The following is a 13,413-nucleotide window of genomic DNA, read 5'->3' on the forward strand; positions in this document are numbered from 1 at the left end:
GAGTCAATCAAAAACCCAATAAAGATAAAGAATTGTTTATTTGCGGATTAAATTTGCAAATAGTACAAAATGCTAAACTTCTAAAATTCAACAAGATAAATGTTGTCCATGAATACATGAAAAGTGTAAAAATGAATACTTCAAATATTCCATCAGAGTTAAAAACTCTAAATGAACTTTTTCATGGAAGTGTTCAAACAAAGTATAATATTCATACACTTGTCATTGATTCATCAATAGGGGTTGGTCATATTAGATACACAAACTTACAGAAAGGTCTGTATACGTACGATTTTGATATCAAATTGTTCAAAGATTTGATGTTGCCAATAAATTCTATTACAACTAATTCTATACAATTTTTATATTGTCTGAAAGGATATTATTATCACCGATCGGATGAGTTTATTGAACAATTAAAAATAGAACAATATCATACTGCAGTTGCACACAGTAATAACTTTTCAACTAATAAGATATATATAGAAAAGAATTGTTCATTTATGTTTAATATAATTTGTATTGATAAAAATGAATATTTCGATTACTCAAACCTTCAAAACAACCTTTTTGATAAGAAAATTCAAGATTTATTATTCAATGTAAAGAATACATCAAAGTGTTTTCATCTAGGAAATTATAATTTAAAAATAGCCGAACAACTAAAATTGTTATTTAGTATAGAACATAGTATTGAGTTTTCGGAATTACTTTCTCAAAAGGGGAGATATTATCTTATCCTGGCTAAACATATAGAGCAGTTTTATACAGAAATCGAAAATGAATCAAACACTACTGGTTTACTAAAAAACGAATTAACTTCTATTTCAGCATTAGGGGAATTCATTAGAAATCATCCAGAAATTCAACATAGTATTAAATCATTATGTCTTAAATCTAGTATTTCTCCAGCAAAATTACAAGAAGGGTTTAAATTTATTTATGAAAGAACCGTATCTGATTTTGTACGCAATGTGCGGTTAGAAAAAGCCGCAAAACTTATAAGAAATACAGATTTATCGATTTCAGAAATTGTATACTCCGTTGGGCTCACAAGTAGGAGTTATTTTTGTAAGATATTTAAAAAAAAATATCTCTGTAGTCCAAAAGAATATAAACTAAAAAAAACATCATAATCATTACTCCTCTTAATAATAAAATTCCCTTTTTTAAAATTTTAATACCTTAATTAATCTGTCAATAAATAAAGTCCCCCTTACAAACCTTCATGGGATAAAAGACTTATAAGAGGAACTTTTACAACTAATTAACAGGGAATCGTAGAATTAATTTAGGTCTTCCAATCTCTTTATATTAGATAAGCCGAGTTCTATTTTTTGTTTCTGTTTTGCTAAGATAGTTTGTGTACTTGGCGGTAGTGTAGTTTCTGCAAGAACATCTTCATATTCCTCTACAGAAGCTTTTTCTCCTCTTATGGCTTCTTCTAACATGGATTCTTCATTATTACCAGATACTAAAGATTTAACATCCATCCATGTTCTATGTAAATTTCCTGTTATACTTCCTCCTTTATCTACTTCTTGCCCAAAGGATTTGATTTCACTTTTTAGCTCGTGACCGAATTCATAACGCTCTTGAGCTTTTTGATTGAAATAGTTCTTAAGAGACGAATGTTTTACGTTTTCTGCGGCCTTCTTAAAGCCTTTTTCTGCATCATACGTCTTCTCTAATAGATCATTTAATTTACTTCCTACCTTTTCAGAATATGTTTCCATATTTATACTAAATTTTAAGTTATACGGTATGTTGTTTTAGGATGATTACCGATAAATCATCTTATATTTCTAATTTTTCTCTTAGAAAAAATATATCTGATATTAATTTTGAGAAATCCTTTGAGGACAACCAAAATTATTCCTGTTGCAAATCCACATACAAAAATTAAAAGCGCTTCTAATATCATATCATCGGGTTCTTGCCACTAAATTATTTCTGATTTAGGAAAAAGAATGGTTCAAATAGAACAAAAGTTAACTCATATGATTTTTAACTTTTTTTTAAAGTGCGTATAGTTTTAAAGAATCGTTTTGGGTTAATAAAAATTCCGTTTGAATCAAATTATAACTATTTAAAAAAGCAAATTGTCACCAAAAAAAATGATACAAGAAGGAACTATAGTTAAATGGAAATGGGGCAATGGAATGGCTGAAGGTAAAGTAGTGGAAACCTATACTGATAAAATTACCAAAACCATCAAAGGAACTGAAGTTTCACGAAATGGTGAACAAGGAAATAAAGCTCTATATATTAGACAAGAGGATGGAGATCATGTACTAAAAAGTGAAGAAGAAGTTGAGAGAGTAGAATAGTAATTCTATATAAAATTTGAAACCATGATAGAAAAAGGAATGACGGTTAAATGGAATCAAGGAAGTAAAATTTTATCTGGTACTGTTGAAGGAATACATATGTATTCCATCGGACGAGAAGTGAAAAAGAGTATCCTTAATACATCCAGGAAAGCCCGTCTAGCTTTATTTATTCGTGTTGCTGATGGAACTCATGTTCTTAAAAATGACACACAAGTCTATTTAATCGAAAAATAAAATAATGATAAACCTTATAAAATTAATCGAATGTCTATACTAACAATACTTTTAAATATTTTTTTACCACCCTTAGCAGTTTTCTTAAAGCACGGTCTAGGTACTGCATTTTTAATTAGTTTACTCCTTACAATTATAGGTTGGATTCCAGGAGTAATTCATGCTTTTATTGTTAATCAATAATTAAGTCATTATGGAATATGTTAATGAATTGCAGGATGTTTTAAAATCAATGTTTCTATCAGAACGTAAATATTTTGTGGCATCTCAAAAAGTCCAAAACCCAGAACTTTTACGATTTTTAAATCATCAAAATATCCTTAGAAATGGATACATTAATAAACTGGTAGAAGTTTTTGAACAAAAACAAATAGGACTTAGTGTTTTTGAGGTAGAAAAACGAAAACACGTATTTGATATAGATGACTTGTACGCTGGATTACATATTAAAAAACAGGGGTATTTAGAATTGATGGAAGAATGTTTAGATCACGACCAAAAGTTAATCCAGAAATGCATTAATTGCTTAAACATTAAAAATATTCCTTTAGATATTTTGGAGGTCCTAACCAAAATCTCCACATCACTCATATTTTATGGAATCGACGGGAATAAGGTAGCTCAAATGTTTAAAAGAAAGTGTTATCATCAAAATTATAACAGAAGTAGGTATAGTAGTCTGATATGATTTCACATGAAATCGTGTTCAAAGCTTATCTTGTCCTCCAGTATCGGATTGGCCATATTCGGATTTATAGATTTGAACAACAATAAGAAAAAGGCTAATCAATAAAGGTCCGAAAATTAACCCTATAAATCCAAAAAGTGGTACACCAACTATCACTCCTATTAAAGTGATAATTGGGTGTACATTATCCAGTCTTTTTAATACAAATAAACGAACCAAATTATCAGAAGACCCAACTACTACTAATCCGTATATTAGAATTCCCCATGCCTGAAAAGTTTCTCCGTTAGATAGCATTATCATGAAGATCGGAATAATAGCGATTAGCGTTCCTATAAACGGAATCATAGAACCTACAGTTACAATCACAAACCAAAAAAGAGGATCTGGAATTCCAAAAATAAAAAAGCCAATTAGTGCCACCAATCCTTGGATAATGGCAACCAATGGAATCCCTATGGCATTAGATCGTACCATCTTTTGACTTTCGTCTCCTATAATTTTTAGATTTCCGTCATTGATAGGAATGTATTCAAAAAGAGATTCTCTTAATTTCTTGCGGTTTGTAAGCATATAATACAATAAGAAATACATGATTCCGATAGCTATAAATACATTAAAAGTTCCACCTGCCAAATTTTGAAGGTTTTCGGCAATCCATGAAGAAACATTATCTGGATCGATTTGAGAACTAATATCGTATCCAATTTGATGTTCCCAAGTATCTAATTGCTTTTTAACGGCGCGTATAAATTTTTCTGAGTTTTCGGTTACATTTCCAATTTTATTGCTCAACATTAAAATAAGTCCAATAATCGGAACTAATATTCCAACAAATGATATTACTAATAATACACCAGCCGCAAGATCTGGATGCCATCCTTTTCTAACCAGAAGAACCATCCATTTTCGTAGTATTACATATATGGTAATTGCTCCAAGTATACCCGATAAATAAGGTAATATTTCTCTAAATATTAGCCCTCCTAATAATAGGATTAGCAAGAGGATAAAAATCTGCCTGATAATATTTGGGCTTATGTTTTTCATATGTTCAATATAGTGCTGTTTCTATTATTGGTTTTTAGATACATCCTTTTCGTTACCAATAGTAAACTCTTTCGGGAAATCTAATGTACGGATTGGGAATGGAATATTAATATCATTTTCGTCATAAGCATCTTTTAATAACATCATAGTTTCGCTTTTTGCTTTAGCTACTTCTAACGCAGAGGTAGAATTAATCCAAAATCGCAACTCATAATTAATAGAGCTATCACCAAATTCTCTCCATAAAAACAAAACATCTTCTTTGTTTTCTACAGCGTCAAAATTATTAACAATAGTATCTATAGTAAGTTTTTTAACAAACCTAAGGTCTGATTCATAGCCTACACCACATTCTAAAATAACTCTGGATTGCGATGTCGTAGAATAGTTTTTAATCGGGTTTTCCACTACTAATTTATTTGGAATGTAAACTAGGTTGTTATCTACTTGTTTTATTGTTATTGCACGCAAATCAATATCTACAACCTCTCCTTCATAATCATTCGTTTCTATCCAATCACCAAACTTTAAATTCTTTATGTAAGAGAGTACAATCCCAGAATAAGTATTTGCGAGTGCTCCTTGCAATGCTAAACCTACTGCCAAACCAGCTACTCCAGCACCAGCTAAAATAGTGTTAAGTGCTTTGCTAAGATTAAGTATCCCTAAAATTAAAAAAAGACCAATTGCGATTACCAAAATAGAAATGATTTTGGATATCAAATTCTTCATAGAAGGTCTTAAGTTACTTTTATTAAGAACTCGTAATATTAATTTACTTATATACTTAGAGGCGATCAATGATAATATGAAGACGAATATAGCTATTAAGACATTAGGAAGATTAACTACAATAGTATCCATCCAAGATCCTAATTTTTCAATCATTTTATCCCAGGCGTCTATGAATTTTTTTTCCATTATTGTTATTTTTTTGTTTTGAAATCGTTTTTATGAAGTTGGGGGTATAATTCCTAATTAAGGATAGCATATAGTACTCAGAGGTAGAGAAATGGTCTCTAGCAATAGTACATTCATGAATCTTATCGAAATATTGATGGATAGATCCATTTTCATAAGCTGATACTAAAATTGGATGTACATAATGTTTTTTGCATACATTCCTGGAGTTGCCCAGACCCGTTGCAGCTGCATCATAAGCTTTCAGAATATTTTTTTTGACTTGTTTTTCTTTATTAGCAACACCTAAATCTAGGAGCTCTCCAAAAAACAATTTGTTGGCAGACCAAGTCCTAAAATCCTTTGCTGTAAACATGCTTCCAGAAATATCGTGCAAGTAATTATTCACCATGCTGCTGTCTACTGTATGTTTTATTCCTTTTTGATCATAGAATTTGAATAATTCCCATCCAGGAATTTCTTCACATCGATTTACCAATCGGATTAATTTTTTGTTCCGCAAGGTGATAGAGTGTTTTTTGCCTTTTTTACCTGTAAATTCAAATTTTAACTTATCCTTTTCTATCTGTAGGTGGCGAGATCTCATAGTAGACAATCCATATGTTTTGTTTCGTTTAGCATATTGAGTATTACCGATACGGATATGAGTCTCCTCCATGAGTCTTATAATGAGTGCTAAAACCTTTTGTCGAGACCATTCTTTTAGTTCCAGATCTTTATCTACTTGTTTACGGATTTTAGGAAGTTGTTCTCCAAAATCCGACATTTTGTAGAACTTTGTTTGACTTCTGATTTCTTTCCAAAGTGGATGATAACGGTACTGTTTTCTGTGCTTTTGATCTCTACCAGTAGCTTGTAAATGACCATTTTTTATAGAAGTTATTCGTACATTCTTCCAATTAGGCGGGATTTTAAGGTTTTCAATTCTAAAGAGTTCATTTTTTTCAGATATAAGCTTGCCAGATCTTTTGTATATAAATCTATTCCCGTCCTTATGACGGAAAATATCTAAATCACGGTCGTTTACATACAAGAGATTAAATTTATCAATCACTTGTTCCGGATGCTTTATTAGCTGTTGTATAGAAGAGGTATTTGTAATTACTTCCTGCATAAATGAATACTATAAACTTTGGAATTATTGGTAAAAAGGGTAAGAGCATATTTTTTAAACAAAAAATGACCTCTAATTATTTATTTAATAAAAGAGATCATTTTTGATTAACCCTAATTATAATCTATCTCGTGTAAATCACTTTTGTATTGTCTAAAGTAGATTTAAATTCAGCGATATCTTTTACATATTTATATTGATCGTTAAACACTTCATCTGGCTTTTCTCCAGCAATAATATGTTTTACATTTAGATCAGGAGCATTTAAAATTACTCTATCAGAAACGCGCATTGTTTTGTCTCCTATTTTTTGATCAGTTTCATTTAGCTCAGAAATAACATATAAATTATTGTTTGTAGCTACGATTTCCTGAATTTCGATAGTATGTTCTTTATCACTTACTTCAGCTTCTACAGTTAATGTTAGTTCTTCTTTTTCTCCAGAGTTTGGCATGTCTACATCTACATAAGGTACTTCTACCTCTACTTCTTCCATCGCAATAACTACTTTAGGAACTTTTACTGTTTTGGTTTTGGTACCTACATTTACGTCAGCCCAATCCACATCAAAAGTTGGTAATTGTCCTGATTCGGTTTCCACATCTACATCCACTTCAGGCAACTTGGCCTCTTTTTTTTGTTGTACATCACAACTACTCATTAAAAGGATAATCATAAATATCCCTATAAAATTTTTCATAATAAAAATGTTTAAAGATTAGAAATTTAAAAAAGCTATCTAGTAAGTTACATATCACATTTGCTCTAAAAATGTTTTTTTGAATTTTATATTATGGATAGCTCAATTTTATAGTTACAAAATTATAATGTGTACGGGCTAAAGGTGTGCGCATTTACGATTATGATTAACTGTTTTGAAAAAGTGCACTTTTAAAATTTTTCAGAATATGTTTTGGGTTAAAAATTGTGTCGATCGCATCTAAATGGGTAAAAATGATTAGAGAAATTGTGAGGGTATAATTAAAAAAGAATATATAATGAGCGAAAAGAAGACCATGGACTATTCATTGCTAAAAGCAATCTATATCAATTGCACCTTAAAAGATTCTTCGAAGCAAAGCCATACCGAAGGTCTTATGAAAGTATCTATGGATATTATGAAATCAGAAAATGTATCGGTAGAGTATTTGCGATTGGTAGATTATGAAATAGCTTATGGATTGATGCCAGATATGAAGGAAGAAGGAAAAGAAAAGGACGATTGGCCAGAAATTTATCAAAAAATAATGGAAGCAGATATCATCGTTATAGGAACCCCCATCTGGTTAGGAGAAAAATCATCTGTTGCAACTAAATTAATTGAAAGGTTATATGGAATGAGTGGAGAAATGAATGATAAAGGGCAATATATATATTATGGTAAAGTAGGAGGATGTGTTATCACTGGAAACGAAGATGGAATTAAGCATTGCGCAATGGGAATTTTATATGCTCTTCAGCATTTAGGGTTTTCAATTCCTCCACAGGCAGATTGTGGGTGGATAGGAGAAGCAGGTCCTGGACCAAGTTATTTAGATGAGGAGTCGAATGCAAAGAATAATGAATTTACAAATAGGAATACCACATTTATGACCTATAATTTATTAAACCTAGCCTATATTTTGAACAAAGAAAATGGATTTCCGGCTTATGGCAATTCTAGAAAAGACTGGGACAATGGTAATAGATGGAGTTTTGATAATCCCGAATACCGTTAAGAACAATTGAGTTGGTATTATGAAATCTACATTAAAGTTTTTTAAAAGGATAAAGAGTACTATATTTCATAGTATTGCATTTTATCCTGTGTTGATTAGTACTGGGTTTTTGTTTCTTGCAATTGCGCTATTATTTGCAGAAAATTTAGAAGTCATTAATTCTTTTAAAAAAAAAGTTCCCTATCTTTTAGTGCAAGATAATGAGACGGCTAGAACAATTCTTTCTACGTTATTTGGTGGCATATTGTCACTAACAGTATTTAGTTTTACCATGGTAATGGTAGTTCTTAACCAAGCTTCTTCTAATTTTTCACCAAGACTGCTGCCTGGATTAATCTCCAACAAAAAACATCAAATTATTTTAGGTTTCTATATTGGAACAATTTTGTATACAATAATTGTGTTAATGTCCATGGGAGCATATGGCTCATCTTCAAACTTGGTTGGTTTTTCGGTGATGGTTGCAGCGGTATTGGGAACATTTTGTATCGGGTTGTTTGTATATTTTATTCATAGCATATCACAAGCTATACAAATACATAACATTATTGATAAAATTTATATATCTAGTTCCAAATTACTAAGAAAAGAAAAAACAGAACAAGAGGATAACCTGGTTAAAAGCCACAATATATCAGATAAATATTGGAAAGTTGTATACAGTAATAAAACGGGTTATTACCGATCTTTCGATATTGAACTACTAAAAGATTCCCTAAAAAGTAAAGAAAATATAATTGAAATTATTCCATATCCAGATCAACATATCTGGAAAGGAGATCCAGTGCTTATTATCAAAGAACCTATTTCTAAAGAAGAATTAGAATCTTTACACATTTGTTTATATATTCTATCTAATCGTCACCAAGATGATAGTGGTGTGGGTGGGATGATAAAATTAACAGAAGTAGCGGTAAAAGCCTTGTCTCCAGGAATTAATGACCCTGGAACTGCTATTAATGCTATTTCTAAGTTAGGACAATTGGTAGAAAAAGCATTAAAAATTAAACCAAAAACCTTTTTTTGTGTACCTAACTGTGACATTACTGTTGTACATAATAAAATAAGCGCTTTAGAATTAATGCGTGTGGTGATCCAACCGATTCGTATGTATGCAAAAGCAGATAGTTCAGTTTCTTATGAGCTTTTAAATGCTTTGGTTTTTATAAGAGATAGTAAAGAGATTTATACAGGCTATGTAGCAGCCATACAAAATGAAATTATCTCATTAGTTAGCGATTTAAACAATAATATCAGCAATGATAAGGATCTAAAACGTATCTTAGAGTTGTTATAAAATAGAACAATTCCATGCAGGCAGAACCAACATTAATTTGTATTCCGGATATCAGCGGATTTACACAATTTATGAGTACAACTGATATAGAATTAAGTTCAAAAGTTATACCTGCGCTACTAAATAGAGTGATTTATGCGAATAAATTAGATCTTAGAGTTTCAGAAATTGAAGGAGATGCAATTTTGTTTTATAAAACGGGACCATTACCTACGTTTACAGAGCTGGTCAATCAATGTCGATTATTTTATACAGAATTCTACGAACAACTAAAAATACTTCATAAAAAGTACAAAAACAGTAATCAAGGTAAGAGTATTCCTGATATGCTTGGTCTTAAAATTGTTTTACATTATGGCCGTGAGATAAGTTCGGTTCCTATAGGTAAAAACATAAAACTAATGGGGGAAGATGTGATTATTGCACATAGATTATTAAAAAACAAAGTACCAATAGATGAATATATATTACTTTCAGAAAACTTACGCTCTCAATACAAAGAGAACACAATCGAACGTAATTTTGGTTGGGGAGAACTTCACGATCGCAAAGCTGAATATAAACATATAGGTGAAATTAATTATAGTTATATCGATCTGCGCCCTCTATAATTAAAATACTAAGATTTTAAGATGATCTATCTATTTTATAATTGAATTGGAATTATTTACATTTTTGAAATTAAATCTTTTCAACTACTACATCACGATAATATTTCCTGCCTTACAATAGAGTTAAGATAAATGGTATATGAGCAAAAGAACCGTGCTTATACACAATATCTTTGTAATGAGAGTAATAAGAAAGACTTATGCTCCTCAAAGATTACTAATTAATAATAAAATAAGACTATGAATTATTTGAATATAGAAGAAAAAAAATTGCTGCCAGTAGTACTAGAGCTAAATGTTTTATTAGCAGATTACAATTTATATTATCAAAAATTAAGAGGGTTTCATTGGAATATCCTTGGAAAAAACTTTTTTGATTTGCACGTAAAATTTGAAGAGTTGTATAATGATGCGAAAGTTAAAATCGACGAAATAGCAGAACGTATCTTAACATTACAACACCATCCTGCTAGTAGATTACAAGAATATTTGAAATTATCAGATATCGAAGAGGTATCTTCTTCCTCAATGAAGGATACAGAAATGATCGAAGAACTTCTAAAAGATCATGTGAAGATTCTTACACAAATGAAAGTAATATTGAAACATTCAGAAGAAGCTGGTGATGAGGGAACGATTGATATGATTGGAGCTTATATAAGAGAACTAGAGAAATTTAGTTGGATGTTAAATGCTTGGTCAAAAAGTACTTCAGATAATTTAGACACCAGTCTTATTAAATAAGAATTAACACAACAGAATAGAGTAATAATAACTAAAAATCGCAAAACATGAATATTTTAAAAACATTGATGATAATTGTCTTAAGTTTTTCTATGACAAATATGATCGCACAAAGTAACTCACAAACTGTAGAAACAAAAACAACCAAAACGTTTGAGTTTAAAAAAGACGGAAAAACGATTCCATACAGAGTAACAGTGTACAGAACAAGTAATACGCCTCTAAAACTTAAGAAGACAGATAAGAGTAAGTTGAATCAGGAAAGAAAGAGCATGAATGAGCAAGTAACTAAGCTAATTTATGTTGATAACGATCAATGGGATGATTATGACAAGTACATTGTTTTACGTTACGAAAAAGATCCTAATGATAGTTTCGAATTAAAGCCAACTGACAAAGGTTTTAAAGTGGTAGTGGATCAAAAAAATGTAGAGTACATTTTTGGAGAAGGTCTATATTTTGTAAACAATGAAGACAAAGACTTCTTTTTTGTAGACGAATTTGATACCATCTAGGAGATCATAACATATCAAAACTAATTTAAAGACTCTCGTCAATCGAGAGTCTTTAGTTGTTTTGCTAAAAAAAAGATTTTTTTATTTAACAAATATTTACAACCTTACTCTAAAATGTAAGCAAGATCGTTTTATTATTTTTGTTAAAAACTTAAACAAGTCATAAAGTTCTTTCTAAATAAACCCTATTATGTATAGTTATTCTAACCAGGCATTAGAAATTAATGTCACAGCCAAAGATACTGCAGGTACTGTTAAACAAATTCAAGAAGTTATTGGCGGTACCATCGAAGAGCGATGGGGAGAGTTTACACTTATCGTAAATAACCTTAACGCCCACGGTTCTATACGATTCATCACATTTGATTGGGGAGTTAGTTTGTTAGAATATGATATTATCTTCCATAAAGAGGTTGTTCTTATTATGGATGCCTCTGAATATAATCCAATTCATTTTGCATATTGCCTCACTGGATTTTGTGGTCATCGTTTTGGTTATCAGAAGGAGATACATACGCTCGAGAAATTTCAGTCAGTTATCATAACCAGTAGAGATGGTGGTTACAACTATGGATACTTTCCTAAAGAAGAAAAGCTGGAAATTAATGTCATACAAATAGCTAGAAAAAAATACCTGAAGAAGAAGCTTAATAATGTTTCTCAATTAAATGAGAAACTATATCAGGTTTTTATGGATGAAGATCATGAAAAAGCTTTTGCCTATTTCGGCACCTATAATCTTAGATTAGCAGATAAAATATCAGCTTTGAGAAAGATAAAGCAAAAAGGGATGATTCGAATTTTGCAAATCGAAGGAATGGTATATCAAATTCTTTCAATGCATATACAGCAGCATGATAGAGCTATGAAAAAAGAGGTGTTACCTACTACCTTATTAAGAAGAGAGTTGACTATTATTCGTAGGCTTGCTAAGAAAATTATTAATAATGTATCGAAGGATTATTCTTTGGAACAATTATCCGAAGAAAGTGGATTGTCCCAAGCAAAATTACAAGAAGGTTTTAAAGTGTTATATACGAGAACAGTGACAGAATATATTCGTCACGTTCGGTTAGAAGTAGCTAGAGATCTTATTAGATCTACGGATATGAATATCTCGGAAGTTGTGTATTCTATTGGTTTTAGTAGTAGAAGTTATTTCTCCAAAATTTTTAAAGAGAAGTATAATATCAGTCCTAATGATTTTAAAAATAGTGTAGAAAGGCCAGTTGAACAAATTATGGCAAGCTAAACGCTGTTATTTAAAAATCTTACGGATTAAATATAATATTCCGTACTTTTTAACAGCACTAAGTATTGTAGAAACCCATTGATTTGGCAATAAATCTTGTTTTAATTGATCTTTTGTTACTTTCATTTCCTCAATACAAATTTGTCGTTGTAAATTGAGAACTTTCAAGTCTTTTTGGATTTCGCTAAATGAAGTATATTCTTTTCTCATAGTTTTTAGTCAAAAAATTCTTTACCTATTTTCTTAATTACTTTTTTATCGATTGATTTTCGTAGTAAGTAACTTATTCCAGTCATGATAAAAAGGAATGTTGCTACAAGAAGACATGAAAGACTATAGCTTTCTAAAATTTCTCCTAACCATAGTACAGAAGCAACCAGTAAAAAAATAAATCCTAAAAATAGCAAGCTGCCTATGATGGCAAGCTTGCTTAAATAGGAAAATGTTCGTGTTAGTTGCTGAAATATCTTCAGTTTGAAGTATTTTTCAGAAACTTCTACATACGTTTTACTAGTATCTAAAACAGTGCTGGCACTGTTATTAATGGAATCAAAAACGCTCATTATGATGTTTTTTGTAATTTTTGAGTTTTTGATTTCAATCTTTCTAATTTCTTTTCTAAAGAGGTAATTAAATCCTCAGCCTTATGACTTGCATCAGAAACAATTAATTCTAGTTGATCATCTAATGTTTCTTTCTTTGAGGATAAGGTCGTATTTATTTTATCTTGGAGCGAAATAGCCTCATTTGCGATTCTATCTTTAGCGGCGGTTGTTTCTTTTGCAATTTTTTGTCTTGTATTTGATCCTTTATCAGGAGCAAATAAAATTCCTAAGGTAGTTCCTATTACTGTACCAGCTAGCACGCCTAATATGGTATTACTTGAATTACTCATTTTAATCTTTTTTAAAGGTTAATATTTCTTTATTACAAAGA

19 protein-coding genes are annotated in these 13,413 nt (G+C 30.6%); 11 read left to right on the forward strand and 8 right to left on the reverse strand.

From position 1 onward, the window contains the following. The first annotated feature begins 131 nt into the window (after positions 1-131). Positions 132-1,136, forward strand: coding sequence for an AraC family transcriptional regulator (locus Q1B37_RS00420; RefSeq protein ID WP_299894210.1), 1,005 nt, complete (start codon positions 132-134; stop codon positions 1,134-1,136). Positions 1,137-1,286: 150 nt separating this feature from the next. Here Q1B37_RS00420 and Q1B37_RS00425 read toward each other — a convergent pair whose 3' ends face one another. Next, positions 1,287-1,736: a PA2169 family four-helix-bundle protein gene (locus Q1B37_RS00425; protein WP_299604584.1), complete on the reverse strand. Its 450-nt coding sequence runs from the start codon at positions 1,734-1,736 to the stop codon at positions 1,287-1,289. A 381-nt stretch (positions 1,737-2,117) separates the two neighbouring features. Between Q1B37_RS00425 and Q1B37_RS00430 the strand changes: the two genes are divergently transcribed. The 4 genes from Q1B37_RS00430 to Q1B37_RS00445 are packed head-to-tail and all read left to right on the forward strand — an operon-like array spanning position 2,118 to position 3,255. Further along, entirely contained in the window at positions 2,118-2,330 is a 213-nt protein-coding gene (locus tag Q1B37_RS00430) for a DUF2945 domain-containing protein (RefSeq protein WP_299894212.1), read from the forward strand. 24 nt (positions 2,331-2,354) lie between these two features. Next, on the forward strand, positions 2,355-2,567 hold the full coding sequence (locus tag Q1B37_RS00435) for a hypothetical protein (protein ID WP_299894214.1): 213 nt from the start codon (positions 2,355-2,357) through the stop codon (positions 2,565-2,567). 30 nt (positions 2,568-2,597) lie between these two features. Next, positions 2,598-2,750: a YqaE/Pmp3 family membrane protein gene (locus Q1B37_RS00440; RefSeq protein WP_299604576.1), complete on the forward strand. Its 153-nt coding sequence runs from the start codon at positions 2,598-2,600 to the stop codon at positions 2,748-2,750. 10 nt (positions 2,751-2,760) lie between these two features. Continuing rightward, positions 2,761-3,255 carry a hypothetical protein gene (locus tag Q1B37_RS00445; protein ID WP_299894216.1) on the forward strand — a complete coding sequence of 165 codons (495 nt, stop codon included), beginning with the start codon at positions 2,761-2,763 and terminating at the stop codon, positions 3,253-3,255. Between the two features lie 18 nt (positions 3,256-3,273). On the opposite strand, the gene Q1B37_RS00450 is transcribed toward Q1B37_RS00445, so the two are convergent. The 4 genes from Q1B37_RS00450 to Q1B37_RS00465 form a co-directional block, all read right to left on the reverse strand. Continuing rightward, positions 3,274-4,305, reverse strand: a complete 1,032-nt coding sequence (locus Q1B37_RS00450) for an AI-2E family transporter (protein WP_299894218.1) — start codon at positions 4,303-4,305, stop codon at positions 3,274-3,276. Between the two features lie 24 nt (positions 4,306-4,329). Next, positions 4,330-5,226, reverse strand: a complete 897-nt coding sequence (locus Q1B37_RS00455) for a mechanosensitive ion channel family protein (RefSeq protein ID WP_299604570.1) — start codon at positions 5,224-5,226, stop codon at positions 4,330-4,332. Beyond that, on the reverse strand, positions 5,195-6,340 hold the full coding sequence (locus tag Q1B37_RS00460) for a DNA topoisomerase IB (RefSeq protein WP_299894219.1): 1,146 nt from the start codon (positions 6,338-6,340) through the stop codon (positions 5,195-5,197). Before Q1B37_RS00460 ends, Q1B37_RS00455 begins: the two co-directional genes overlap by 32 nt. Positions 6,341-6,464: 124 nt before the next feature. Next, positions 6,465-7,040, reverse strand: coding sequence for a hypothetical protein (locus Q1B37_RS00465; protein ID WP_299604565.1), 576 nt, complete (start codon positions 7,038-7,040; stop codon positions 6,465-6,467). A gap of 298 nt (positions 7,041-7,338) precedes the next feature. Between Q1B37_RS00465 and Q1B37_RS00470 the strand changes: the two genes are divergently transcribed. The 6 genes from Q1B37_RS00470 to Q1B37_RS00495 all read left to right on the forward strand — a co-directional run bounded on the left by Q1B37_RS00470 (position 7,339) and on the right by Q1B37_RS00495 (position 12,477). Then, the gene (locus Q1B37_RS00470; RefSeq protein ID WP_299894220.1) at positions 7,339-8,058 is read left to right on the forward strand and encodes a flavodoxin family protein; all 720 of its coding nucleotides are present in this window, start codon (positions 7,339-7,341) and stop codon (positions 8,056-8,058) included. 19 nt (positions 8,059-8,077) lie between these two features. Continuing rightward, positions 8,078-9,355, forward strand: a complete 1,278-nt coding sequence (locus Q1B37_RS00475; RefSeq protein WP_299894221.1) for a DUF2254 domain-containing protein — start codon at positions 8,078-8,080, stop codon at positions 9,353-9,355. A gap of 14 nt (positions 9,356-9,369) precedes the next feature. After that, on the forward strand, positions 9,370-9,966 hold the full coding sequence (locus Q1B37_RS00480; protein WP_299894222.1) for a DUF2652 domain-containing protein: 597 nt from the start codon (positions 9,370-9,372) through the stop codon (positions 9,964-9,966). Positions 9,967-10,206: 240 nt separating this feature from the next. After that, positions 10,207-10,710 (forward strand): DNA starvation/stationary phase protection protein, encoded by a 504-nt coding sequence (locus Q1B37_RS00485; protein WP_299894223.1) that lies wholly within the window; start codon positions 10,207-10,209, stop codon positions 10,708-10,710. Positions 10,711-10,757: 47 nt separating this feature from the next. Beyond that, on the forward strand, positions 10,758-11,225 hold the full coding sequence (locus tag Q1B37_RS00490) for a hypothetical protein (protein ID WP_299604552.1): 468 nt from the start codon (positions 10,758-10,760) through the stop codon (positions 11,223-11,225). A 190-nt stretch (positions 11,226-11,415) separates the two neighbouring features. Then, positions 11,416-12,477 (forward strand): AraC family transcriptional regulator, encoded by a 1,062-nt coding sequence (locus Q1B37_RS00495; protein WP_299604550.1) that lies wholly within the window; start codon positions 11,416-11,418, stop codon positions 12,475-12,477. Positions 12,478-12,483: 6 nt separating this feature from the next. On the opposite strand, the gene Q1B37_RS00500 is transcribed toward Q1B37_RS00495, so the two are convergent. Genes Q1B37_RS00500 through Q1B37_RS00510 form a run of 3 tightly spaced genes read right to left on the reverse strand, consistent with a single transcriptional unit; the run spans position 12,484 to position 13,372 of the window. Then, positions 12,484-12,687: a DUF6327 family protein gene (locus Q1B37_RS00500; protein ID WP_299604549.1), complete on the reverse strand. Its 204-nt coding sequence runs from the start codon at positions 12,685-12,687 to the stop codon at positions 12,484-12,486. Between the two features lie 5 nt (positions 12,688-12,692). Beyond that, positions 12,693-13,040, reverse strand: a complete 348-nt coding sequence (locus tag Q1B37_RS00505) for a phage holin family protein (protein ID WP_299604546.1) — start codon at positions 13,038-13,040, stop codon at positions 12,693-12,695. Further along, positions 13,040-13,372: a YtxH domain-containing protein gene (locus Q1B37_RS00510; protein ID WP_299604543.1), complete on the reverse strand. Its 333-nt coding sequence runs from the start codon at positions 13,370-13,372 to the stop codon at positions 13,040-13,042. Before Q1B37_RS00510 ends, Q1B37_RS00505 begins: the two co-directional genes overlap by 1 nt. Positions 13,373-13,413: the final 41 nt, after the last annotated feature.

This window comes from uncultured Aquimarina sp. (assembly GCF_947492965.1).
Classification (GTDB): Bacteria; Bacteroidota; Bacteroidia; order Flavobacteriales; family Flavobacteriaceae; genus Aquimarina.

Excerpts from the sequence above, each read along its gene's own strand:
- Q1B37_RS00420 (WP_299894210.1), top strand. The coding sequence starts at position 132 with ATGAATACTTCAAATATTCCATCAGAGTTAAAAACTCTAAATGAACTT.
- Q1B37_RS00425 (WP_299604584.1), bottom strand. The coding sequence starts at position 1,736 with ATGGAAACATATTCTGAAAAGGTAGGAAGTAAATTAAATGATCTATTA.
- Q1B37_RS00430 (WP_299894212.1), top strand. The coding sequence starts at position 2,118 with ATGATACAAGAAGGAACTATAGTTAAATGGAAATGGGGCAATGGAATG.
- Q1B37_RS00435 (WP_299894214.1), top strand. The coding sequence starts at position 2,355 with ATGATAGAAAAAGGAATGACGGTTAAATGGAATCAAGGAAGTAAAATT.
- Q1B37_RS00440 (WP_299604576.1), top strand. The coding sequence starts at position 2,598 with ATGTCTATACTAACAATACTTTTAAATATTTTTTTACCACCCTTAGCA.
- Q1B37_RS00445 (WP_299894216.1), top strand. The coding sequence starts at position 2,761 with ATGGAATATGTTAATGAATTGCAGGATGTTTTAAAATCAATGTTTCTA.
- Q1B37_RS00450 (WP_299894218.1), bottom strand. The coding sequence starts at position 4,305 with ATGAAAAACATAAGCCCAAATATTATCAGGCAGATTTTTATCCTCTTG.
- Q1B37_RS00455 (WP_299604570.1), bottom strand. The coding sequence starts at position 5,226 with ATGGAAAAAAAATTCATAGACGCCTGGGATAAAATGATTGAAAAATTA.
- Q1B37_RS00460 (WP_299894219.1), bottom strand. The coding sequence starts at position 6,340 with ATGCAGGAAGTAATTACAAATACCTCTTCTATACAACAGCTAATAAAG.
- Q1B37_RS00465 (WP_299604565.1), bottom strand. The coding sequence starts at position 7,040 with ATGAAAAATTTTATAGGGATATTTATGATTATCCTTTTAATGAGTAGT.
- Q1B37_RS00470 (WP_299894220.1), top strand. The coding sequence starts at position 7,339 with ATGAGCGAAAAGAAGACCATGGACTATTCATTGCTAAAAGCAATCTAT.
- Q1B37_RS00475 (WP_299894221.1), top strand. The coding sequence starts at position 8,078 with ATGAAATCTACATTAAAGTTTTTTAAAAGGATAAAGAGTACTATATTT.
- Q1B37_RS00480 (WP_299894222.1), top strand. The coding sequence starts at position 9,370 with ATGCAGGCAGAACCAACATTAATTTGTATTCCGGATATCAGCGGATTT.
- Q1B37_RS00485 (WP_299894223.1), top strand. The coding sequence starts at position 10,207 with ATGAATTATTTGAATATAGAAGAAAAAAAATTGCTGCCAGTAGTACTA.
- Q1B37_RS00490 (WP_299604552.1), top strand. The coding sequence starts at position 10,758 with ATGAATATTTTAAAAACATTGATGATAATTGTCTTAAGTTTTTCTATG.
- Q1B37_RS00495 (WP_299604550.1), top strand. The coding sequence starts at position 11,416 with ATGTATAGTTATTCTAACCAGGCATTAGAAATTAATGTCACAGCCAAA.
- Q1B37_RS00500 (WP_299604549.1), bottom strand. The coding sequence starts at position 12,687 with ATGAGAAAAGAATATACTTCATTTAGCGAAATCCAAAAAGACTTGAAA.
- Q1B37_RS00505 (WP_299604546.1), bottom strand. The coding sequence starts at position 13,040 with ATGAGCGTTTTTGATTCCATTAATAACAGTGCCAGCACTGTTTTAGAT.
- Q1B37_RS00510 (WP_299604543.1), bottom strand. The coding sequence starts at position 13,372 with ATGAGTAATTCAAGTAATACCATATTAGGCGTGCTAGCTGGTACAGTA.